This window comes from Streptomyces sp. NRRL S-87 (genome assembly GCF_000719335.1).
Classification (GTDB): domain Bacteria; phylum Actinomycetota; class Actinomycetes; order Streptomycetales; family Streptomycetaceae; genus Streptomyces.
In genome coordinates, this window is record NZ_JOGB01000059.1 from 24,971 (window position 1) to 46,030 (window position 21,060).

At 73.6% G+C, this 21,060-nt stretch carries 21 protein-coding genes and 1 tRNA gene; 10 read left to right on the forward strand and 12 right to left on the reverse strand.

Features of this window, described 5'->3' with window-relative positions; all coding sequences use genetic code 11:
- Position 1: 1 nt before the first annotated feature.
- Together IF43_RS0128940 and IF43_RS0128945 are read left to right on the forward strand one after the other, a co-directional pair.
- Positions 2-2,398 (forward strand): ribonucleoside-diphosphate reductase subunit alpha, encoded by a 2,397-nt coding sequence (locus IF43_RS0128940; protein WP_030207247.1) that lies wholly within the window; start codon positions 2-4, stop codon positions 2,396-2,398.
- A complete protein-coding gene (locus tag IF43_RS0128945; RefSeq protein WP_030207249.1) occupies positions 2,398-3,414 on the forward strand; it encodes a ribonucleotide-diphosphate reductase subunit beta in 1,017 nt (338 codons plus the stop codon). The genes IF43_RS0128940 and IF43_RS0128945 overlap by 1 nt, the downstream gene beginning before the upstream one ends.
- Here the strand turns inward: IF43_RS0128945 and IF43_RS39955 are convergent.
- Complete coding sequence (locus IF43_RS39955; protein ID WP_078910542.1) at positions 3,366-3,578, reverse strand: hypothetical protein; 213 nt, start codon at positions 3,576-3,578, stop codon at positions 3,366-3,368. The genes IF43_RS0128945 and IF43_RS39955 overlap by 49 nt on opposite strands.
- 81 nt (positions 3,579-3,659) lie before the next feature.
- On the opposite strand from IF43_RS39955, the gene IF43_RS0128950 reads away from it, so the two are divergent.
- Positions 3,660-4,625: a helix-turn-helix domain-containing protein gene (locus IF43_RS0128950; RefSeq protein WP_030207252.1), complete on the forward strand. Its 966-nt coding sequence runs from the start codon at positions 3,660-3,662 to the stop codon at positions 4,623-4,625.
- A gap of 22 nt (positions 4,626-4,647) precedes the next feature.
- Here IF43_RS0128950 and def read toward each other — a convergent pair whose 3' ends face one another.
- The 8 genes from def to IF43_RS0128990 form a co-directional block, all read right to left on the reverse strand.
- Positions 4,648-5,286 carry a peptide deformylase gene (gene def / locus IF43_RS0128955; protein WP_030207255.1) on the reverse strand — a complete coding sequence of 213 codons (639 nt, stop codon included), beginning with the start codon at positions 5,284-5,286 and terminating at the stop codon, positions 4,648-4,650.
- A 58-nt stretch (positions 5,287-5,344) separates the two neighbouring features.
- Positions 5,345-6,340 carry a hypothetical protein gene (locus tag IF43_RS0128960; protein WP_030207258.1) on the reverse strand — a complete coding sequence of 332 codons (996 nt, stop codon included), beginning with the start codon at positions 6,338-6,340 and terminating at the stop codon, positions 5,345-5,347.
- 118 nt (positions 6,341-6,458) lie between these two features.
- On the reverse strand, positions 6,459-7,739 hold the full coding sequence (locus IF43_RS0128965) for an HD-GYP domain-containing protein (protein WP_051796379.1): 1,281 nt from the start codon (positions 7,737-7,739) through the stop codon (positions 6,459-6,461).
- Positions 7,740-7,801: 62 nt separating this feature from the next.
- Complete coding sequence (locus IF43_RS0128970) at positions 7,802-9,325, reverse strand: HD-GYP domain-containing protein (protein WP_078910543.1); 1,524 nt, start codon at positions 9,323-9,325, stop codon at positions 7,802-7,804.
- Between the two features lie 196 nt (positions 9,326-9,521).
- On the reverse strand, positions 9,522-9,824 hold the full coding sequence (gene rsrA / locus IF43_RS0128975) for a mycothiol system anti-sigma-R factor (RefSeq protein WP_030207267.1): 303 nt from the start codon (positions 9,822-9,824) through the stop codon (positions 9,522-9,524).
- The gene (locus tag IF43_RS0128980) at positions 9,821-10,630 is read right to left on the reverse strand and encodes a sigma-70 family RNA polymerase sigma factor (protein ID WP_078910544.1); all 810 of its coding nucleotides are present in this window, start codon (positions 10,628-10,630) and stop codon (positions 9,821-9,823) included. The genes rsrA and IF43_RS0128980 overlap by 4 nt, the downstream gene beginning before the upstream one ends.
- Before the next feature lie 145 nt (positions 10,631-10,775).
- Complete coding sequence (locus IF43_RS0128985; protein WP_030207270.1) at positions 10,776-11,417, reverse strand: alpha/beta family hydrolase; 642 nt, start codon at positions 11,415-11,417, stop codon at positions 10,776-10,778.
- Positions 11,418-11,434: 17 nt separating this feature from the next.
- Positions 11,435-12,250, reverse strand: a complete 816-nt coding sequence (locus IF43_RS0128990; protein WP_030207274.1) for an SOS response-associated peptidase — start codon at positions 12,248-12,250, stop codon at positions 11,435-11,437.
- A 53-nt stretch (positions 12,251-12,303) separates the two neighbouring features.
- Here IF43_RS0128990 and IF43_RS0128995 point away from each other — a divergent pair, with 53 nt between their 5' ends.
- The 4 genes from IF43_RS0128995 (at position 12,304) to IF43_RS0129010 (ending at position 15,930) form a co-directional block, all read left to right on the forward strand.
- Positions 12,304-13,029 (forward strand): M50 family metallopeptidase, encoded by a 726-nt coding sequence (locus IF43_RS0128995; protein ID WP_030207276.1) that lies wholly within the window; start codon positions 12,304-12,306, stop codon positions 13,027-13,029.
- Between the two features lie 112 nt (positions 13,030-13,141).
- Positions 13,142-14,482, forward strand: coding sequence for a 3-phosphoshikimate 1-carboxyvinyltransferase (gene aroA / locus IF43_RS0129000; protein WP_030207279.1), 1,341 nt, complete (start codon positions 13,142-13,144; stop codon positions 14,480-14,482).
- A 3-nt stretch (positions 14,483-14,485) separates the two neighbouring features.
- Positions 14,486-15,496, forward strand: a complete 1,011-nt coding sequence (rsgA, locus tag IF43_RS0129005) for a ribosome small subunit-dependent GTPase A (protein WP_030207282.1) — start codon at positions 14,486-14,488, stop codon at positions 15,494-15,496.
- 110 nt (positions 15,497-15,606) lie between these two features.
- Positions 15,607-15,930, forward strand: a complete 324-nt coding sequence (locus tag IF43_RS0129010) for a multidrug efflux SMR transporter (protein WP_030207292.1) — start codon at positions 15,607-15,609, stop codon at positions 15,928-15,930.
- On the opposite strand, the gene IF43_RS0129015 is transcribed toward IF43_RS0129010, so the two are convergent.
- Entirely contained in the window at positions 15,896-16,570 is a 675-nt protein-coding gene (locus tag IF43_RS0129015; protein ID WP_063753414.1) for a TetR/AcrR family transcriptional regulator, read from the reverse strand. The genes IF43_RS0129010 and IF43_RS0129015 overlap by 35 nt on opposite strands.
- A gap of 142 nt (positions 16,571-16,712) precedes the next feature.
- Here IF43_RS0129015 and hisN point away from each other — a divergent pair, with 142 nt between their 5' ends.
- The 3 genes from hisN to IF43_RS0129030 all read left to right on the forward strand — a co-directional run bounded on the left by hisN (position 16,713) and on the right by IF43_RS0129030 (position 18,652).
- Positions 16,713-17,516 (forward strand): histidinol-phosphatase, encoded by an 804-nt coding sequence (gene hisN / locus IF43_RS0129020; protein WP_030207299.1) that lies wholly within the window; start codon positions 16,713-16,715, stop codon positions 17,514-17,516.
- A 175-nt stretch (positions 17,517-17,691) separates the two neighbouring features.
- A complete protein-coding gene (locus tag IF43_RS0129025) occupies positions 17,692-18,084 on the forward strand; it encodes a cyclic nucleotide-binding/CBS domain-containing protein (protein ID WP_030207303.1) in 393 nt (130 codons plus the stop codon).
- A gap of 157 nt (positions 18,085-18,241) precedes the next feature.
- Entirely contained in the window at positions 18,242-18,652 is a 411-nt protein-coding gene (locus tag IF43_RS0129030; protein ID WP_030207307.1) for a Fur family transcriptional regulator, read from the forward strand.
- 174 nt (positions 18,653-18,826) lie between these two features.
- On the opposite strand, the gene IF43_RS39960 is transcribed toward IF43_RS0129030, so the two are convergent.
- Positions 18,827-20,701: a tetratricopeptide repeat protein gene (locus tag IF43_RS39960; protein ID WP_030207311.1), complete on the reverse strand. Its 1,875-nt coding sequence runs from the start codon at positions 20,699-20,701 to the stop codon at positions 18,827-18,829.
- Positions 20,702-20,984: 283 nt separating this feature from the next.
- Positions 20,985-21,058 (reverse strand) — tRNA-Met (locus tag IF43_RS0129045).
- Between the last annotated feature and the right edge of the window lie 2 nt (positions 21,059-21,060).

Genomic DNA, 21,060 nt, shown 5'->3' on the forward strand with positions numbered 1-21,060 from the left:
CGTGACCATCGCGCCCGCCGCGCCGCGCGCCGAGTCCGACCCGTCCCAGGAGCCCCAGGGCCCCGGAGCCGCGCTGCTGCGCACCCTCACGGAGCTCACCTCGGACCTCCCCGACACCGACCCCGGCCGGGTCGCCGCCGCCGCGCTGCGCGGCCGCAGCGCCACCTCGGACGAGGCCGAACTGCGCGGGCTGGCCACCGAGGCGGCCGCGGGGCTCATCTCCGAGGACCCGGCGTACTCCAAGCTCGCCGCCCGGCTCCTGACCCTCGCCATCGCCGACGAGGCGGCCGGCCAGGGCGCGGTCTCCTTCTCCGCCTCCGTCGAGGTCGGCCACCGCGAGGGCCTGATCGCCGACCGCACCGCCGAGTTCGTCCGCACCCACGCGGTCCGCCTGGACGCGCTGGTCGACGCGGCCCTGGCGGCGGGCGCCGACGACCGGTTCGGCTTCTTCGGCCTGCGCACCCTGCACAGCCGCTACCTGCTGCGCCACCCGATCACCCGCCAGGTCGTCGAGACCCCGCAGCACTTCATGCTGCGCGTGGCCTGCGGCCTGGCCGAGGACGACAGCGTGCGCGCCGTCGAGGAGGTCGGCTCCCTCTACGGCCTGATGAGCCGGCTGGACTACCTGCCGTCCTCCCCGACGCTGTTCAACTCCGGTACGCGGCACCCGCAGATGTCCTCCTGCTACTTGCTGGACTCCCCGCTGGACGAGCTGGACTCGATCTACGGCCGCTACCACCAGGTCGCCCGCCTGTCGAAGCACGCCGGCGGCATCGGCCTGTCGTACTCCCGCATCCGCGCCCGCGGTTCGCTGATCCGCGGCACCAACGGCCACTCCAACGGCATCGTGCCGTTCCTGAAGACCCTCGACGCCTCCGTCGCCGCCGTGAACCAGGGCGGCCGCCGCAAGGGCGCCGCCGCCGTCTACCTGGAGACCTGGCACGCGGACATCGAGGAGTTCCTGGAGCTGCGCGACAACACCGGCGAGGACGCCCGGCGCACCCACAACCTCAACCTCGCCCACTGGATCCCGGACGAGTTCATGCGCCGCGTGAACTCCGACGAGGACTGGTCGCTGTTCTCCCCCTCGGACGTGCCCGAGCTGGTCGACCTGTACGGCGACGAGTTCGACGCCGCCTACCGCAAGGCCGAGGCGGCCGGCCTGGCCCGCAAGACCATGCCGGCCCGGGACCTGTACGGCCGCATGATGCGCACCCTCGCGCAGACCGGCAACGGCTGGATGACGTTCAAGGACGCCTCCAACCGCACCGCGAACCAGACCGCCCTGCCGGGCCGCGTGGTGCACTCCTCGAACCTCTGCACCGAGATCATCGAGGTCACCAACGACGACGAGACCGCGGTGTGCAACCTCGGCTCGGTCAACCTCGGCGCCTTCGTGGCCGGCGACGACATGGACTGGGAGCGGCTGGACGAGACCGTCCGCACCGCCGTGACCTTCCTCGACCGCGTCGTGGACATCAACTTCTACCCGACCGAGGAGGCCGGCCGCTCCAACTCCAAGTGGCGTCCGGTGGGTCTGGGCGCGATGGGCCTGCAGGACGTGTTCTTCAAGCTGCGGCTGCCCTTCGACTCGGCCGGGGCCAGGGCGCTGTCCACGAAGATCGCCGAGCGCATCATGCTGGCCGCGTACGAGGCCTCCTGCGACCTCGCCGAGCGCAGCGGCCCGCTGCCGGCCTGGGCCGAGACCCGCACCGCCCAGGGCGTGCTGCACCCGGACCACTTCGACACCGAGCTGTCCTGGCCGGAGCGCTGGGCGGCGCTGCGCGCCCGCGTCGCCAAGAGCGGCATGCGCAACTCGCTGCTCCTCGCGATCGCCCCGACCGCGACCATCGCCTCGATCGCGGGCGTGTACGAGTGCATCGAGCCGCAGGTCTCCAACCTCTTCAAGCGCGAGACCCTCAGCGGCGAGTTCCTCCAGGTGAACGGCTACCTGGTCGAGGACCTCAAGAAGCTCGGCGTGTGGGACGCCCAGACCCGCGAGGCGCTGCGCGACTCCTCCGGCTCGGTGCAGGGCTTCGGCTGGATCCCGGCCGAGGTGCGCGAGCTGTACCGCACCGCGTGGGAGATCCCGCAGCGCGGCCTGATCGACATGGCGGCGGCCCGTACCCCGTTCCTCGACCAGAGCCAGTCGCTGAACCTGTTCCTGGAGACGCCCACCATCGGCAAGCTCAGCTCGATGTACGCGTACGCGTGGAAGCAGGGCCTGAAGACCACGTACTACCTGCGCTCGCGCCCGGCGACGAAGATCGCCCGCGCCGCGTCGGCCGCTGCCGCCGTCCCGGCCGCAGCCTCCCCCGCCCAGCTCCCCCAGGCGCTCGACGCCGAGGCGCTGGCCTGCTCCCTTGAGAACCCCGAGTCCTGCGAGGCCTGCCAGTAATGACCACCACCCGTAAGCAGAACCTTCTCGACCCGGGCTTCGAGCTGACCCTGCGCCCGATGCGCTACCCGGACTTCTACGAGCGCTACCGGGACGCCATCAAGAACACGTGGACGGTGGAGGAGGTCGACCTCCACTCCGACGTGGCCGACCTCGCCAAGCTCACCCCGGCCGAGCAGCACATGATCGGCCGCCTGGTGGCGTTCTTCGCGACCGGCGACTCGATCGTGGCGAACAACCTGGTGCTGACGCTGTACAAGCACATCAACTCCCCGGAGGCGCGCCTGTACCTGTCGCGCCAGCTCTTCGAGGAGGCCGTGCACGTCCAGTTCTACCTGACGCTGCTGGACACCTACCTGCCCGATCCCGAGGACCGGTCGGCGGCCTTCGCGGCGGTGGAGAACATCCCGTCCATCCGCGAGAAGGCGCAGTTCTGCTTCAAGTGGATGGACTCGGTCGAGAAGATCGACCAGCTGGAGACGGCCGCCGACCGCCGCCGCTTCCTGCTGAACCTGATCTGCTTCGCCGCGTGCATCGAGGGCCTCTTCTTCTACGGCGCCTTCGCCTACGTGTACTGGTTCCGCAGCCGCGGCCTGCTGCACGGCCTGGCCACGGGCACCAACTGGGTGTTCCGGGACGAGACCATGCACATGAACTTCGCGTTCGAGGTCGTGGACACCGTCCGCAAGGAGGAGCCCGAGCTCTTCGACGAGGCGCTCCAGCAGCAGGTCACCGACATGCTGAAGGAGGCCGTCGAGGCGGAGCTGCAGTTCGGCCGGGACCTGTGCGGCGACGGCCTGCCGGGCATGAACACCGAGTCGATGCGCGAGTACCTGCAGTGCGTGGCCGACCAGCGCCTGGTCCGCCTCGGCTTCGCCCCGGTCTACGGCTCCGAGAACCCCTTCTCCTTCATGGAGCTCCAGGGCGTCCAGGAGCTGACCAACTTCTTCGAGCGCCGCCCCTCGGCCTACCAGGTCGCCGTCGAGGGCACGGTCGACCTCGACGAGGACTTCTGAGCCGGACGGGACGCACCCCGCCCCACCGCCACGCCGGGCCGACCGGCAGCCGCCCCGCGCAGCTGCCGGTCGGTCCGGCGTTCGCGCAGGGCGCCGTACACGGCGGGCCCGGCCAGCAGGACCGCGACGGAGAGGACGGCAAGGGCGTTCAGGATTGCGTTCATGGGTCCACTGTCGCGAGGGCGACGGAATCCCGACAGTGGCAGGACTGTCGCAAGGCAACGAATTACTGCCACACTGGGGGCATGCTGAACAACGTGGCCGTCGCCCTGGTCAACGGAGTCGCCCCCTTCGAACTCGGCATCTTCTGCGAGGTCTTCGGGATCGACCGCAGCGAGATGGGCCTGCCCGTCTACGATTTCGCGGTCTGCGGCGTGGAGGAGCCGGAGGTCTCCAGCGGTGACCGGCTGTTCACGATCAGCACCCACCACGGCGTCGAGCGGCTCGCCGAGGCCCACCTGATCTGCCTGCCCGCCGACCGGCAGGCAGCCGTACGGGACTACCCCGAGCCCCTGCTGGCCGCGCTCCGGGCCGCCGTGGACCGGGGCGCGCGCGTGCTCAGCGTGTGCAGCGGCGCCTTCGTCCTGGGGGCGGCCGGACTGCTCGACGGCCGCCGGTGCACCACCCACTGGATGCACTCCGCCGCGCTGCGGGAGAAGTACCCGCGGGCCCGGGTGGACCCCGACGTGCTGTACGTGGACGAGGGCCCGGTGATCACCGCTGCCGGCACCGCCTCCGGCATCGACGCGTGCCTGCACGTGGTGCGCCAGGAGCACGGTGCGGAGGTGGCCAACACCATCGCCCGGCGCATGGTCGTGCCGCCGCACCGGGACGGCGGCCAGGCGCAGTACATCCAGCGGCCGCTGCCCCGCAGCTCCTGCGACACGGTGGGTGAGGTCCTGGACTGGATGAACCGGCACCTCGCCGAGGACATCACCGTCGAGCAGCTGGCCGAGCGGGCGCACATGTCGCCGCGCACCTTCGCCCGCCGGTTCCTGCAGGAGACGGGCACCACGCCCTACCAGTGGGTCCTGCGCCAGCGGGTGCTGCTGGCACAGGAGTTGCTGGAGTCGACGGACGAGACGGTGGACGCGATCGCCGGACGGTCCGGGTTCGGCACCGCCGCCGCACTGCGCCACCACTTCCTGCGCGCCCTGGGCACCACGCCCAACGCGTTCCGCAGGACCTTCCGCGGCCCGCGGGCCGCCTAGTGTCCGAACCCGGTGACGGGCACTACGCGTTCGGGACGGTCTCGTAGCGCGGCGTGCCCTCTTCCATCTGGCGCAGGGCGTCCTTGCGGTCGCGCTTGGAGAGCCGGTCGATGTACAGGTAGCCGTACAGGTGGTCGGTCTCGTGCTGGAGGCAGCGGGCGAAGTAGCCGGTGCCACGCACCTTGATCGGGTTGCCCTGGGCGTCCTGGCCGGTCACCTCGGCGTAGTCGGGGCGGGCCAGGGCCGCGTACGCGGTCGGGACGGACAGGCAGCCCTCGTTGGAGTCGTCCAGGACGCGGCGGTCGGCGGGCAGGTCCACCAGCTTGGGGTTGACCACGACGCCGACGTGGCGCACGCCCTCGTCGTCCGGGCAGTCGTAGACGAAGACCTTCTGGTCCACGCCGATCTGGTTCGCGGCCAGCCCCACGCCCTCGGCGGCCCGCTGGCTGGCGAACATGTCGTCGATCAGCGCGGCGAGCTCGGGGCCGAACTCGGTGACGTCCTTGCACTCGCGGTGCAGGACGGGGTTGCCCACGACGGTGATCGGGCGGGCCGTGCCCCGCTCGCGGTAGGCCGCCTCGCGCGCCTCGCAGTCCTCGGTGTCCACGACGTACCCGTCGTTGACCTCGCCGTCGAGCTGCTCCGTGTCCTGCTGCGCCATGTCCGCCGTACGCCTTCCTCGAGTCACCGTGTGTACCCGTACAGCCTACGGGCAGGCGTCAACACACCTCTTCGAGGTCGCGCCATTCCCGGGTGTCCGGGCTGTCCGCCACCCAGCCGTCCAGCAGCCCCCGCACCAGCCCCGCGGGCGCGGCGATGCCGCACTCGCGCTCCGGCACCCACAGGGAGCCCGAGCCGGCCGTGCGGTGCCCCAGCGGGCCCGGGTGGCCCGGCTCGCTGTGGTCGTGCGGGTCGACGTGCTCCCCGTCGCCCTCACCGCTCGGCATGGCGCTCTCCGAGCAGGTCCGGCACAGCAGCCGCACCGACGAGGACCAGTCCTCCGCGGCGAACCCGGCGTCCGAGGCCAGCTGCTCCAGCGCGTCCCGGTCCGCCTCGGTGGCGGCCTCCAGCAGCACCACCCACGTCGGCACCGGCGAGGGCGCCCACAGCTCGATCTCGTCGAAGACGGGGTACGAGGGACCGGCCGCGGTCACCCGCTCGCCGTGCGGCACCCCGTCGTGCAGGACGACCTCGCCCCAGCGCCGCCCGGACGACGGCAGCGGGATCGAGAGGACCTCGATCCGGGCCGGATCGAGCCTGCGCCCCCACACGACCTCGGCCTCGCCCTCGGGCGACAGCCGGACCGCCGCGCTGCCCAGCTCCATGCCCACCGGCTCGCCCGTCCCGGACCCGCCGCGCGGGTCGCCGGGCACCTTCAGCCCGTACGCCTGCCAGGCCCGCCGGGCCAGCGGCCAGTCCTGCAGGGCGGTGGCGGCGATGCCCACGTTCCACCAGTCGGGGGCGCCCGTCTCGCGGTCCAGCAGGGCCACCGCGCGCAAGCCGGCGGCCCGCGCCTGCTCCCAGTCGTGCCGGAACTTGTGCAGCAGGGCCAGGTTGAACCACGACTCCGACAGCCAGGGTTCGAGGTCCGCGGCACGGGTCAGCAGCGCGCCGGCGTCCTCGTACCGACCGTCGCCGATCAGCGTGAACGCACGGTCGGTGGCCTGCCGCCACGAGGCGGAGGGCCGGTGCCTTACCTTTCCGAAGATCCTCACGATTCCCGCCTGCCTGGGGGCGCCCCAGCGGTGGCTGGGGGTCTACGGTGCAGCCTTGCGGACACTCTCACTTCGCATCCAACCATGCCCACTCGGACGGCCGCTCATTACCCATGGGTTACCCCCCGGGATAGGCCGTGACTCCGGCCCCCGCAGCGGCCCCCGCGGGCCGCCCGCCGCCACGCTGGAGGACCCGGGCGAGGCACTCCACGACCCGTGGCTCGTACTCGTGGCCGGTACCCAGCCGCAGCTGCTCCAATGCCGCCAGCGAGCCACCGGGGTGCCGCGCCCCGCCGACCAGGTCGTCGTACGCGTTGACGGCCCGGACGATCCGGGCGGCCACGGGCTGCTGGCGGTACGGATCGGCCTGCCGCTCCACCACGACGGCCACCTCCGCGGGCACCCCCGTCTGCCGGGCCACCTCGCCGCCCAGCCGGGCGATCCGCTGCCGCTCGGGGGCGGGGAGCGGGGCCGTGGCGCCGCTGGGGACCGGGTCGACGAGGGAGAGCTGGCCGATGTCGTGCATGAGGGCCGCGTACTCCAGCACGGTCAGGTCCCGCTCGGTCAGGCCCAGCTCGCGGCCGACGGCGCAGCTGAGGGCGGCCACCCGGCGGGCGTGCCCCTGCCGCGTGTAGCCGGCGATCTCGGTGGCCCGGGCGAGGGAGGTGATGGTCTGCCGGTACGTGGTGCGGACGGCCCAGATGCGGCGGAAGGACAGCTGGGTCAGCAGCAGGGGCACGCTGAACACCGGCAGGGCCCACGGGCCGACCACCGCGGTGCCGAGGGCCATCACCACCCCGCTGGCGCAGATCGCCGAGCCGATGCCGCGCAGGGCGCGCAGCTCGTCGCGCAGCAGGGGCCCGTACGGCCAGCCGGTCCGGGCCGCGGCCAGCGCGGCGGCGAGCACCGCGTCGCACAGGGCGGTGAGCCCGAGCAGGGCGACCAGGTAGCCGACGAGGTACGGGCTCTGGCCGAGCCACCGGTCCAGGCGGCCGGAGTTGTAGAGGGGCTGGAAGCAGGCGGCGGCGAAGGCCACGGTGAGCACGCGCCGGGCCACGTGGTCGAGGGCGGGTGCGCGGCCCGTCGCCACGTGCGGGACCACGCCGACGAGCGCCGCGGCCACCACGACGGCCACGATCTGGAGCACGCCGTGGTGGGTGGGGCGGCCGGCGTTCTGGCCGAGCAGGGCGTAGGCGAGCGCTCCCGCGGAGCCGAGCGGCGCGGGCTGGCGGCCGCCCGCCAGGGCGTGGCCGGCGGCCTCGGGGGCCTCCCTGCGGGCCAGCTCGCCGACGGTGATCAGGACGCCGAAGGCCAGGGCGGTGGCGGGTTCGACGACCCCGTGCCAGAGCGTCCAGCCGAGGGCGAGCGCGGTGAGGGCCGCGGCCGCGCCGCGGACCAGCGCCACCGCCGCCGTCCCGCCGCGACAGGGCCCGGGGCCGTCGCCGCCGGGCACCGCGGGCGTCACCGGCCCTCGCCGGGCCGCCGCCGCGGGGCGCCCGCTGCCCGCGCCCCGGCGCCGCTGCCGCCCTGGCCGGGCACCAGCCCGCCGGGCGTGGTGGCGGTACCGGGCCCGGCGACCGGCCCGTCCGCCGCGACCGGCCCCTCCGCCGCCCGCGGCCCATCCCCGGCCCGCGGACCGTCCGCCGGCCGCGGTCCGTCCGCCGCCCGCGGTGCGGCCACCGACACGGTGTCCTCGTCCGAGGTGACCGCGGGGTTCCACCCCTCCCGCTCGACCGCCCGCACCAGAGCGCCCACCATCGCCGGGTCGAAGTGCGCCCCCGCGCACCGCCGCAGCTCCGCCACGGCGGTCGCCACGGGCCGGGCCCGGCTGTAGCAGCGGGTGGAGGTCATCGCGTCGAAGGCGTCGGCCACCGCCACCACCCGGGCCAGCTCCGGGATCTGGTCCCCGGTCAGCCCGTAGGGGTAGCCGGAGCCGTCCACCCGCTCGTGGTGGTGCAGGATCGCCGCCCGGGCCTCGCCGAGGAAGCCGATGCCGCGTACCATCTCGTGCCCGTACTCGGGGTGCAGCTCGATGACGCGGCGCTCGTCGGCGGTCAGCGGCCCGTCCTTGCGCAGCAGCCGGGTCGGCACCCCGAGCTTGCCGACGTCGTGCAGGATCCCGGCGAACCGGACCACCTCCAGCCGCTCTTCCGGCATGCCCAGCTCGCGGGCGATCATCGCGGAGGCCTGGCCGACGCGCTCGCTGTGGCCGCGGGTGTAGCGGTCCTTGATGTCCACGGCCTGGACGAGGGCGCGGATCGTGGCCTGGTGGGCGGCCCGCTCCTGCTGGTACTGGGCGAACACCCAGCAGGAGATGTACATGGGCAGCAGGACGAGCAGGGCGGCGGGCGCCCCGTAGGGGCTGTGCCACAGCACGGCCATCATCAGCCCGGCCAGCCCGTGCACCCAGAAGGGCACGAGGGCCCGGAACACCAGCCCGCGCCAGGCGGCCCGGACCGGCCGCCGCTCGGCCGCGGCGAGGACCAGACCGTCGAGGGCGGTGAGCACGAGGCAGAAGGCGGCCGCCGCGACGGCGGCGGGCAGCAGCACGTACGGGAAGTGCGGCCCCTGGCCGGGGTCGGCGCCGCCGAGCGCCGCCGGCCCGCGCAGGACGGCGTACGTGTGCCCGGCGGCCCAGGCGGCCAGGGCCTGCTGGGCCGCGTGCCACCCGCGCCGGACCCCGGCGGGCCGCTGCTCGACGCGCCCGGCGAGCGCGCCGGGGACCGCGACGAGCGCGGCGGCGGCCGGGGGCAGCAGGAAGACGGCGGCCAGGACGACGGGCAGGAAGGCGCCCAGGCCCTGGGGGACGCGGGCGTCGAAGGCCCGGCAGGCACGGACCAGTTCCACGCAGAGGTAGAGGGCGGCGAGGACCGCGACGGCCGGCCAGGGCGTACCGGCGGCGGTCAGTGCGGGGGCGGCGCAGAGGGCCGCGCCGGACAGGGCGCACAGAATGAGGACGCGCGCCCCCGGCGGAAGTGCCCGCATGGCGCTCTCCTCCCCGTGCACCCGGGAGAAACCCGGTACCGAATCGGTGCGGCGGCACCGATTGGGGAGAATAGGTGGGGCCCGGTCGCTGCCGGGCCCCATTTTCGTATTGCGCCGTCCGGGTAGCCCCGGATTAGCACCTTCGGGTGAACGAAGTGATGCGTTCGGGGCGGCCGTCCGGGTGAATCGGCGGAACTCAGCCGGTGGCGGGCGGAGCGCTGACGTCCTGCTCGGGGACGGCCTGGCCGGAGCGGATCAGCTCGATCCTGCCCATGACCTTCTGGCGCAGGTCGGTCGGGACGTCGTCCGACCCGCAGCAGCGCTTCACCAGCTTCTTCACGGCCTGCTCGAGCCCGTACTTCTCGAGGCAGGGGTTGCACTCCCCGAAGTGGGTCTCGAACTTCGTGCAGTCGCTGTCCGGCATCTCGTGGTCGAGGAACTCATAAAGGTGGTCCAGGACCTCAGAGCAGTCCGTCTCGTGCGGCTCTCCGCAGCTCATGAGCCCGAGCCTTTCCGATCGTTCGACTCTCCGGCGCCAGCCGGGACCAGCCCGCGCTCACGGGCGTAGTCCTCGAGCATTCCACGGAGTTGGCGGCGGCCACGGTGCAGTCGCGACATGACCGTACCGATGGGTGTACCCATGATGTCCGCGATCTCCTTGTACGCAAAGCCCTCGACGTCGGCCAGATAGACGGCGATGCGGAACTCCTCGGGAATGGCCTGGAGCGCTTCCTTGACATCCGAATCGGGCAGGTGGTCGAGCGCCTGCGACTCGGCGGAGCGCAGACCGGTCGACATGTGCGACTCGGCCCGGGCCAGCTGCCAGTCCTCGATCTCCTCGGCCGCGCTGCGCTGCGGCTCCCGCTGCTTCTTGCGGTAGGAGTTGATGAAGGTGTTGGTCAGGATGCGGTACAGCCACGCCTTCAGGTTGGTGCCCTCGCGGAACTGGTGGAAGGACGCGTACGCCTTCGCGTACGTCTCCTGCACGAGGTCCTCGGCGTCGGCCGGATTGCGCGTCATGCGCAGCGCGGCCGAGTACATCTGGTCGAGGTAACCGAGTGCGTCCCGCTCGAAGCGCGCATTGCGCTCGGCGGTCGTCTCCTCCACGTGGCCGTCGTCGGTCCCAGAGACAGGACCCACCTCCTCCAACACCGGGGCGAGGCCGTGGGCGGACCCGCTCGAATCGGAGAATAGTCGACCATCCTGGCCGTCCGCCGCCCGAGCAGGGGCGCGCTTGGGCCCCGGCAGCACCGTCCACTCCAGGTCGGCGGCCTGCGGACGGTTCGGGCAGATGGTCGAACCCATGCGGTCCCTCTCCTCTGGCGTGCGTGCGTACGTTTACCGACGTCTGGCACAACAGAGGGGCCGGTCGGCGCATTCCCAGGCCGGGCGGCGCGGGCGGGTGTCCGTCACCACACCGCCGACGGGAATGGAACCGCGGCCTCCGCAATCAGCCGGGCAGCTTCTCCAGCCAGTCCCCGACGGCCCCGGCGATGAGCTCCAGCGCCTCGTCCTGACCGATGTCCGCCCTCTTGGGCACGGCGAACCCGTGGTCCCCAAAAGGTACCTCCACCAGGGAGAACCCGCCTTCCGGGAACTCCTCGGGCCGGCCGAAGGCGTCCCGGCCGCCCTGGACGACGAGGGTGGGCAGACCGGCCTCCGTCAGCTCCTCGGCCCGGGACTTCTCCGGCTTGCCGGGCGGGTGCAGGGGGAAGGCCAGCGCGAGGACGGCCAGCGCCCCGAGCTCCCGGCCGGTGCGGCAGGCCACCCGGGCCCCGGCGCTGCGGCCGCCCGCGACCACGGGAAGGCCGGGCGCGGCCAGCGCGGGCCACAGACCCCGCCACCCCTGATCGAGGACCTTGGGCGCGGACGCGACCTTCTTTCCGGCGACCCTCCAGGGCTGCTCGACCAGCGCCACGGTCACGCCGCGGCCGGGCAGCGCCGCGGCGAGGGCCTGGAGGTCGCGGGCCTCGATGCCGCCGCCGGCGCCGTGGCCCACGGCCAGCACCAGGCGGGCGTCCGCGGCGGTGTGCCAGGTGATCCGGGCCTCGCCCGCGGGCGTCTCGACGGATTGCGTGCGGGTGCGCGTCATGGCGCCATCCTGCCCCGTCACCACAGGGTGCCGAGCTCAGGCGCGTCGAGCTCGGTCATCAACTCGGGGCCGTTGTTGCGCACGTTCGACACGGCCGTCGGCACCGGGTAGGCCCGCATGAGCCCCTCGGGCGGCGGGGCGAGCAGTTCGCGCAGCCCGTCGGTGTCGGTGCGGCGGGGGTCCAGCCAGGCGTCCCAGCGGTCGGGGGTGAGCATGAGGGGCATCCGGGGGTGGATCTCGGCCAGGGACCGCGGCCCCTCGGCCGGGGCCACGCCCAGCGGGGCGGCCTCGGCGTCGGTGGTGATCACCGAGCAGGTCGCCCACCAGGCCTGCGGGTGCTCGCCGGGCAGCGTGCGGTCCCGCCAGAACTCGTATATGCCGGCCATCGCGAAGACCGAGCCGTCGGCGGGGAGCACGAAGTACGGCTGCTTGCGGGGCCGCTTCCGCTTCCCCTCCACCTCCAGCTCGCGCTCGTCGCTGCCGGTGACCCACTCGTAGTAGCCGTCGGCGGGGACGATGCAGCGGCGCTGCGCGAAGGGCCTCCGGAAGGACGGCTTCTCGTGGAGCGACTCGGCCCGCGCGTTGATCATCCGGGCGGCGCCGTCGGGGTTCTCGGCCCAGGACGGGACGAGGCCCCAGCGCAGGACGCGCAGCTGGCGAACCGGGCGCGGGTCCCGCGCGTCTTTCAGGGGGCGGTCGAGGACGACGTACACCTGCTTGGTGGGCGCCACGTTGTAGTCGGGTGCCAGTGCCTCCGCGGGCTCCCACCTCTCGATCCCGAAGCGCTCCACCAGCTCTTCGGGCCCACGACTCGATGCATACCGTCCGCACATGCCTGCAACACTGCCACGGCACGCGAGACCTACCGCAAGGAGACGGCCACATCATGGACAGCAGCGCACTGGGCGGGCTCTGGGATCGGGTCACGGGACTGCAGGCCGCGCCCGAGCCGTGGCTGGTCGTGGCCACGGGCCTGGTCGCGCTGGCCGCCGTGGTACCGCGGCCGGCCTGGCGGATATCCCGCAACGCGATCACCATCGCGCACGAGGGCGGGCACGGCCTGGTCGCGGTGCTCACCGGCCGCCGGCTGTCCGGGATCCGGTTGCACTCCGACACCAGCGGCCTGACCGTCAGCCGCGGCCGCCCGTCCGGCCCGGGCATGATCCTGACCGCCGCCGCCGGCTACACCGCCCCGTCCCTGCTCGGCCTGGGCGGGGCCGCACTGCTCGGCGCGCACCGCGTGACGCTGCTGCTGTGGGCGGCGACCGCGCTGCTGCTCCTGATGCTGGTGATGATCCGCAATGCGTACGGGGTGCTGACCACCGTCCTGACCGGGGGCGCGTTCCTGCTGGTGTCGTGGCTGGCTCCGACGCAGGTACAGGCGCTGTTCGCGTACGGGGTGGTGTGGTTCCTGCTGCTGGGCGGGGTGCGGCCGGTGTTCGAGCTGCAGCGCAAGCGGCGGCACGGCGGTGCGCCGGACTCGGACGCCGACCAGCTCGCCCGGCTCACCCACGTGCACCCGGCAATGTGGCTGTTCCTCTTCCACGCGGTCTCGCTATGCTCCCTGATCGGCGGCGGGCGCTGGCTGCTGGCCCCGCTGCTCGAGGGCTAGGGAGCGCGCTTTCGATCATGAAGGTGCCCGCCCGGGGCGGGGGCCTTCCGACCCCTGAGACGGGCCCGGTTCCGGGCAAGGGGGCGGGGTCCCGAGCATCTAGAGTGAGGGCATGACCCAGACCCCCGCGCTCCCCGCCCTCTGGCCCGCCCCGCTCGCCGACGGGCCCGTCCGTGCCACCGTCACGGTGCCGGGGTCCAAATCGGTCACCAACCGCGCCCTCGTGCTGGCCGCGCTGGCCGCGGAGCCGGGCTGGGTGCGCCGTCCGCTGCGCTCGCGCGACTCGCAGCTGATGTCGGACGCGCTGCGCGCCCTGGGCGTGGGCATCGAGGAGACGGTCTCCTCCAGTTCGGGCGGTGCGGGGGACACCGGCGAGGCCTGGCGGATCATCCCGGCCGGCCTGCACGGCCCGGCCACCGTGGACGTCGGCAACGCGGGCACGGTCATGCGCTTCCTGCCTCCGGTCGCGGCCCTGGCGGACGGCCCGGTCCGGTTCGACGGCGACCCCCGCTCGTACGAGCGCCCGCTCGGCCAGGTCATCACGGCACTGCGCGCGCTGGGCGCCCGGATCGACGACGGCGGTCGCGGCGCGCTGCCGCTGACCGTGCACGGCGGGGGCGCCCTGGAGGGCGGCACCGTCGAGATCGACGCCTCCTCGTCCTCCCAGTTCGTCTCCGCGCTGCTGCTGTCGGCGCCGCGCTTCAACCAGGGCGTGGAGGTGCGGCACGTGGGCGACACGCTGCCGTCGCTGCCGCACATCCGCATGACGGTGGAGATGCTGCGCGCGGCCGGCGCCCAGGTCGACACCCCCGAGGCCGGCGGCGAGAAGAACGTGTGGCGGGTCTCGCCGAGCGCCCTGCTCGGCCGCGACCTGGTGGTGGAGCCGGACCTGTCGAACGCCCAGCCGTTCCTGGCGGCGGCCCTGATCACCGGCGGTACGGTCACCGTCCGCGACTGGCCGCGCCGCACGACCCAGCCGGGTGACGAGCTGCGCCGCATCTTCACGGAGATGGGCGGTTCCTGCGAGCTCACGGACGAGGGCCTGGTGTTCACCGGCTCCGGCCGGATCCACGGCATCGACGTGGACCTCGGCGAGGTGGGCGAGCTGACCCCGGGCATCGCGGCGGTGGCCGCCCTGGCCGATTCCCCCTCGACCCTGCGGGGCGTGGCGCACCTGCGGCTGCACGAGACGGACCGGCTGGCGGCGCTGACCAAGGAGATCAACGAGCTGGGCGGCGACGTGACCGAGACCGCCGACGGCCTGCACATCCGCCCGCGCGCGCTGCACGGCGGGGTGTTCCACACCTACGACGACCACCGGATGGCCACCGCGGGCGCGATCATCGGCCTGGCCGTACCGGGGGTGGAGATCGAGAACGTGGCGACGACGGCGAAGACGCTGCCCGACTTCCCGAACATGTGGACCGGCATGCTCGCGGGCTCGGAGGCCTGAGCGATGCGCCGGTACGGCAAGCACACCGACGAGGACGACATCCGGTCCCGCCCCAACCCCAAGGGCAACCGGCCCCGGACCAACATCCGGCCCAAGCACGAGGACGCGGCCGACGGCTTCGTCCTGACCGTGGACCGCGGCCGGCTCACCTGCCTGGTCGAGGACCGCGAGGTGCTGGCCATGAAGGCCCGCGAGCTGGGCCGCAAGGCCGCGGTCGTGGGCGACACCGTCTCCCTCGTCGGGGACCTGTCCGGCAAGAAGGACACGCTGGCCCGCATCGTGCGGATCGGTGAGCGGAAGTCCGTGCTGCGCCGTACCGCCGACGACGACGACCCGTACGAGCGCGTGGTGGTCGCCAACGCCGACCAGCTGGCGATCGTGACGGCCCTGGCCGACCCGGAGCCCCGGCCCCGGATGATCGACCGCTGCCTGGTGGCCGCGTACGACGCCGGCCTGGAGCCGCTGCTGGTGCTGACGAAGTCGGACCTGGCGCCGGCGGAGAAGATCCTCGACACCTACGCCACGCTGGGCCTGGCCCACGTGGTGGTCAACCGGGACGAGCTGGAGACCGGGGACGCCGCCGACCGGGTCCGCGAGCACCTGACGGACCGGGTCACCGCGTTCGTCGGCCACTCCGGCGTCGGCAAGACCACGCTGGTCAACGCCCTGGTCGCCAAGGGCCGCCAGCGCGCGACCGGGCACGTCAACAAGGTGACCGGACGCGGCCGGCACACCACCACGTCGGCGCTGGCGCTGCCGCTGCCGGACGGCGACGGCTGGGTCATCGACACCCCGGGCGTGCGCTCCTTCGGCCTGCACCACGTCGACCCGGCCCGGGTCATCCTGGCCTTCCCCGACCTGGTGGACGGCACGGAGGGCTGCCCGCGCGCGTGCAGCCACGACGAGCCGGACTGCGCGCTGGACCAGTGGGTCGAGGAGGGCCGTGCGGACCCGGCGCGGCTGTACTCGCTGCGGCGGCTGCTGGCCACGCGGGAGCGCCGCGAGGGCGACTGACCGGCCCTTTCCGTGACGCTGCGGGGTTTGGCGGGCGGGAGGTCTGGTAAATGCATAATCGCACCAAGTGAGACGAAGCAGTCACCGAGTGTGCGGGAGGCAGGTGCGTCATGGCGTGGCTGCTGGTCGTGGTCGCGGGGATCCTGGAAACCGGCTTCGCCGTCTGCCTGAAGCTCTCGCACGGCTTCACCCGGCTGTGGCCGACGATCGCGTTCGCGAGCTTCGCCCTGGGCAGCTTCGGTCTGCTGACCCTCGCCCTGAAGAAGCTCGACGTCGGGCCCGCGTACGCGGTGTGGACCGGGATCGGGGCGGCCGGCACCGCCATCTACGGCATGGTCTTCCTCGGCGACCTGGTCTCCACCCTGAAGATCGTCTCGATCACGCTGGTGATCCTCGGGGTCATCGGTCTCCAGCTCTCCGGCTCCGCCCACTGAACCGCCGCGGGTCCGGGACGCGCCGGCCGAGCGGGCCCGGCCGGTCGGGCGCGGGGGCGGACGGGCCGGGCGGGAGTCCGAGCAGCTCGCGCAGGGCCTCGCCGCCCTCCTCGGCGGGGGCGATCACGTAGGAGAGCGCGAGGCGCACGGCCAGTTCGCTGCGCCGCCGGGCGGCCTCCCCGGGTTCGAGGGCGGCCGCGGTGCGGTCCCGTACCGCGCGGGCCAGGTCGGCGGGACCGGGGACCCCCGCGTCGGCCCTGCGCTGGGCCGGCACGGCCGAGGACCGGCGGTCCGGGTGGGGCCGCGGGGCGGGCAGGGCCGGGTCCCAGCAACCGGTCAGCAGGGCCCGCAACAGCGGGTGCGCGCGCGCCGCCCGTACGGTCCACTCGGCGACCGCCGCCAGCCGCTCGCGTCCGCCGGATGCCGCGTACAGCACCCGGTCGACCCCGTCGAGGTACCAGTCGGCCTCGCGCCGCAGGAGGGCGCGGGCCAGGCCCTCCTTGCCCCCGAACTCGTTGTAGAGCGTCTGCCGCGAGACGCCCGCGGCGGCGGCCACCTCGACCATGCGCACGGTGGGCCAGGGCCGTATCGCGAGGGCCGCTCCGGCGGCGTCCAGCAGGGCTTCCCGAGCCGTCGGCATCTTCGCCTCCCCTCCCCCGACGCGGCCGGGGGACGCCTTCCCGGTCAGGGTTGACGGGCCCGGCGGAGGTGTCAAGGGGGTGCGCGGCGCGACCCGCCGGGGCGCGTGCCCGTCCGCATCGTGGGCCGATACTGTTTCGGCCATGCCCGCTTATGACGATGATCTGCGCCTTGCCCACCGCCTCGCGGACGCCGCCGACGAGGTCACGATGGCCCGCTTCCGGGCCCTGGACCTGAAGGTGGAGACCAAGCCGGACATGACGCCGGTGAGCGAGGCCGACACCGCGACGGAGGCCGAGGTCCGGCGGCTGATCCAGGAGGCCCGGCCGGCCGACGCGATCCTCGGCGAGGAGTACGGGCTGGTCGGCGAGGGCCCCCGGCGCTGGGTGGTGGACCCGATCGACGGGACCAAGAACTACGTGCGGGGCGTCCCGGTGTGGGCCACGCTGATCTCCCTCATGGAGGAGGACGCGACCGGCGAGTTCCGCCCCGTGGTCGGCGTGGTCTCGGCGCCGGCACTGGGACGCCGCTGGTGGGCGTCCGAGGGCGCGGGGGCGTTCACGGGTGGCGCGCTGGGCGCGGAGGGCCGGATCGGGGTGTCGAAGGTGGCCTCGCTGGCCGACGCCTCGTTCGCGTACTCCTCGCTGACCGGCTGGGAGGAGCGGGACCGGCTGGCGGGCTTCCTGGACCTGACCCGGGCCTGCTGGCGCACGCGCGGGTACGGGGACTTCTGGCCGTACATGATGGTGGCCGAGGGCTCGCTGGACCTGTGCGCGGAGCCGGAGCTGAACCTGTGGGACATGGCCGCCATCGCGGTCGTGGTGCAGGAGGCCGGCGGCCGCTTCACCAGCATCGACGGGGTCGACGGCGTGCACGGCGGCAACGCGGCGGCGTCCAACGGCCTGCTCCACGACCAGATGCTGGGGTACCTGCGCCCCCGCGGCTGACACGTGCGTCCCCGCGCGCCGTGCGGTACGCCGCGTGCGGTAACGACCGCGTGCGCCCTCTTGATGACACTCAGTGGTCGTGGGAATCTGAGAATCCTCCACTTGTGCGCTTGTGAATCCCTTCTCTAAGCGCTCCGCCGAGCGGAGGACCTCACCCCAGGAGGTGGCTGACTCCATGCTCGTCCGCGACGCCATGAGCACCCTGATCCTCACCCTCGGGCCCGCCCACACCCTTCGACAGGCCGCGTGCCTGATGTCCGGCCGCCGCGTCGGCGCGGCGGTGGTCCTCGACCCCGAGACCAGCGGCATCGGCATCCTCACCGAGCGCGACATCCTCAACTCGGTGGGCGCGGGGCACGACCCCGACCGCGAACTCGTCTCCGCCCACACCACCAACAACGTCGTGTTCTGCACGCCCGAGGCCACCCTGCAGGAGGCCGCGGAAGCCATGGCGCACGGCGGTTTCCGGCACCTGATCGTGCTGGCCGACGGCGGGCCGGTGGGCATCGTCTCGGTCCGCGACGTCATCCGCTGCTGGGCCCCGGCCCGGCGGACCGTGGCGGCCTGACGCCGGACGCACGGGGCGGCGGGCCGGTCCTGGGGTAGGGTTCCGGCCCACCGTCGCATTTCAGCCCACACTGGAAGCCATCCAAGTCGAGTGCCCATCCAATTCCGTAACCGTTCGGGATCTACACCGGGTCACCCTCGCTGTTAGGCTGGTGTTCATGAGTGACCTGCTGGAACGGCTCCGCGGACGCGGCTGGCGCATGACCGCGCAGCGGCGCGTCGTGGCCGAGGTGCTCGACGGTGACCACGTGCACCTGACGGCCGACGAAGTACACGCCCGCGCGGTGGAGAGGCTCCCCGAGATCTCCCGCGCCACGGTCTACAACACCCTGGGCGAGCTGGTCTCCCTCGGCGAGATCCTGGAGGTCTCGACCGACCGCCGCGCCAAGCGGTACGACCCCAACGCGCACCGGCCGCACCAGCACCTGGTCTGCGCCGGCTGCGGCGCGATCCGCGACGTGCACCCGGCGGGCAACCCGCTGGCCGACCTCCCCGACTCGGAGCGCTTCGGCTTCGTCGTCTCGGACGTCGAGGTCACCTACCGGGGCCTGTGCCCCAACTGCCGGTAGGGAGGAGCCGAACCGCGGGGCCCCCGGGCCCCGCTCCCTCCGCGGCAGAGGGCGAACACGACGAACACGGCGAACAACACGACGAAGGCCCGGATCCTGAGGATCCGGGCCTTCGTCTTCAGTAGCGGGGACAGGATTTGAACCTGCGACCTCTGGGTTATGAGCCCAGCGAGCTTACGCGCTGACCTCCTCCGCCAGCGCCTCCCGCAGCTTCCCGGCCCGCTCCGCGACCGACTCGGGCCCCAGCTCCATGGCCCGGGCGCACCACTTCTGCCCCTCGGTGAGGTCCCCGTGCCGCGCCGCCAGCAGCGCGAGCCGCAGCGCGGCCCGGCCGTGCCCGGCCACGGCAGCCCGGGTCCACCACAGGGCGGCCTCCGGCTCGCTGCCCTCCCGGGCCAGCAGCAGCCCGAGGTTGAAGGCTCCGTTGCGGGAGCCCGCCTCGGCGGCCTCCCGGTACCAGCGGGCGGCCTTGCCCAGCTCGCCGCGGGTGGCCGCGAGCATGCCCACGCGCACCTGGGCCCGGCGGTGACCCTGCTCGGCGGCCCGCTCGTACCACTCCTCGCTCTCGGTCCGCTCGGCCCGCTCCCCCAGGCCGACGGGCCCGGGAGGGGGCTGGAGGGACTCCAGCAGGGAGGCCAGTCGGAACGCCGCCTCGGCGCTGCCGCCGCCCGCCGCGCACCGCAGGTGGCGCTCGGCGGCCCGCTCCTCGCCGTCACGCACCAGGGCGATGCCGACCTGGAGCGCCGCGTCGGTGTGGCCGGCGGCGGCGGCCCGCTCGTACCACTTCAGGGCAGAGCGGTCCTCGTCCCGGCTGGCGAAGAGGATGCCCAGGTTGAAGGCGGCGTCGACGCTGCCCGCCTCGGCGGCCTTGGAGAACCACGGCTCGGCCCCCGCGGCGTCGCCGGCCTGGAGCAGCAGGATCGCGAGGGCGTTGGCGGCCTCGCGGTGGCCCGCGTAGGCGGCGCGCCGGTACCACTGCTCGGCCTGCGGCACCCGGTCCTGGGCGGCGCAGAGCAGCCCGAGGTTGTACGCGCCGTTGTGGTCGCCCGCGTCCATGGCGGCGCGGTACCAGCGCTCGGCGGTCTCGGTCTCGCCGCGGGCGGCGTGCAGTGCGCCCAGGGCGTTCGCCGCGTTGCCGTCGCCGTCCTCGGCGGCCCGCAGCCACCAGGTGGCCGCGCCCTCCTCGTCGCCGGCGTCGCGCAGCAGGAAGCCCAGCGCGCAGGCAGCCCGGGCCTCGCCCTGCTTGGCCGCGGACAGGTACCAGCGCCCGGCCTCCTTGAGCTCGCCGCGGGCCTCCAGGAGGGAGCCCAGGTGGAGGGCGGCCCGGCGGTGGCCGCGGGCGGCGGACTGCCGGAACCACTGCTCGGCCTCGGTGGGGCGCTTGGCGCGCAGCCGTCGGGCCAGGCGGTACGCGGCCTCGCGGTGGCCCTGCTCCGCCGCGGCCCGCAGCCAGCGCTCGGCGCCCGCGTCGCCGCGGTGCTCCAGGAGGTCGGCGAGGGCGTACGCGCCGAGGGCGTGGCCGGACTCCGCGGCCTGGCGCAGCCAGTACTCGGCGGCGGGCTCGTCGCCGCGCTCGCGGTAGTGGCGGCCGAGGGCGTGCGCGGCGGGGGACGAGCCGGCGACGGCGGCGACCCGCCACCAGCCGGCCGCTTCCTCGGGGTAGCCGCGCTGGAGGAGCAGGACGCCGAGGTTGTTGGCGGCGGCGCGGTCGCCCTCGCCGGTGGCCGCGCGCAGGAACGGCTCGGCGCCGTCGAGGTCGCCGCGGCGCAGGAGGAGGGCGCCGAGCACGCTCATGGCACCCGGGTCGCCGGACTCGGCGGCGGGGCGGTACCGGGCCTCCAACTCGGCGTCGGACACGGCCTCGTCCGTGACGGCCTCGTTGACGGCGTCGGCCAGTGCGGCCTCGGCCGCGGCGCCGGTCGGTGCGCCGTCGGCCGGTCGCGCGTCAGGCCCCTGGCCCGCCACGTCCACCGCCTTCACTTCGTCGGAATCCGCCCGCACAAACCGCCCTGTCTCCAGCAGAGTTGACCTGTCCCCCATAAATCCCATCGTCGCATCACCTGCTACCCGCGTACACCGGGAACGTCGCAGCCAGTGAGGTCCCTACAGCGTTTTGTCGACATGCCCACAGAGAGACAAGTCAAACACGACCATGCCCCAACTCACCCCACACGGGGGACAGATCGCGGATACGGCATATGACGGGTGCCGAACCGTGACAAACCGATGCCGGGACGGTGGCAGAAGAGACCGTACGACGACGGTCTGACAGCGGACCGGGTACGGCACGACGAAGGCCCGGATCCTTCAGGATCCGGGCCTTCGTCTTCAGTAGCGGGGACAGGATTTGAACCTGCGACCTCTGGGTTATGAGCCCAGCGAGCTACCGAGCTGCTCCACCCCGCGTC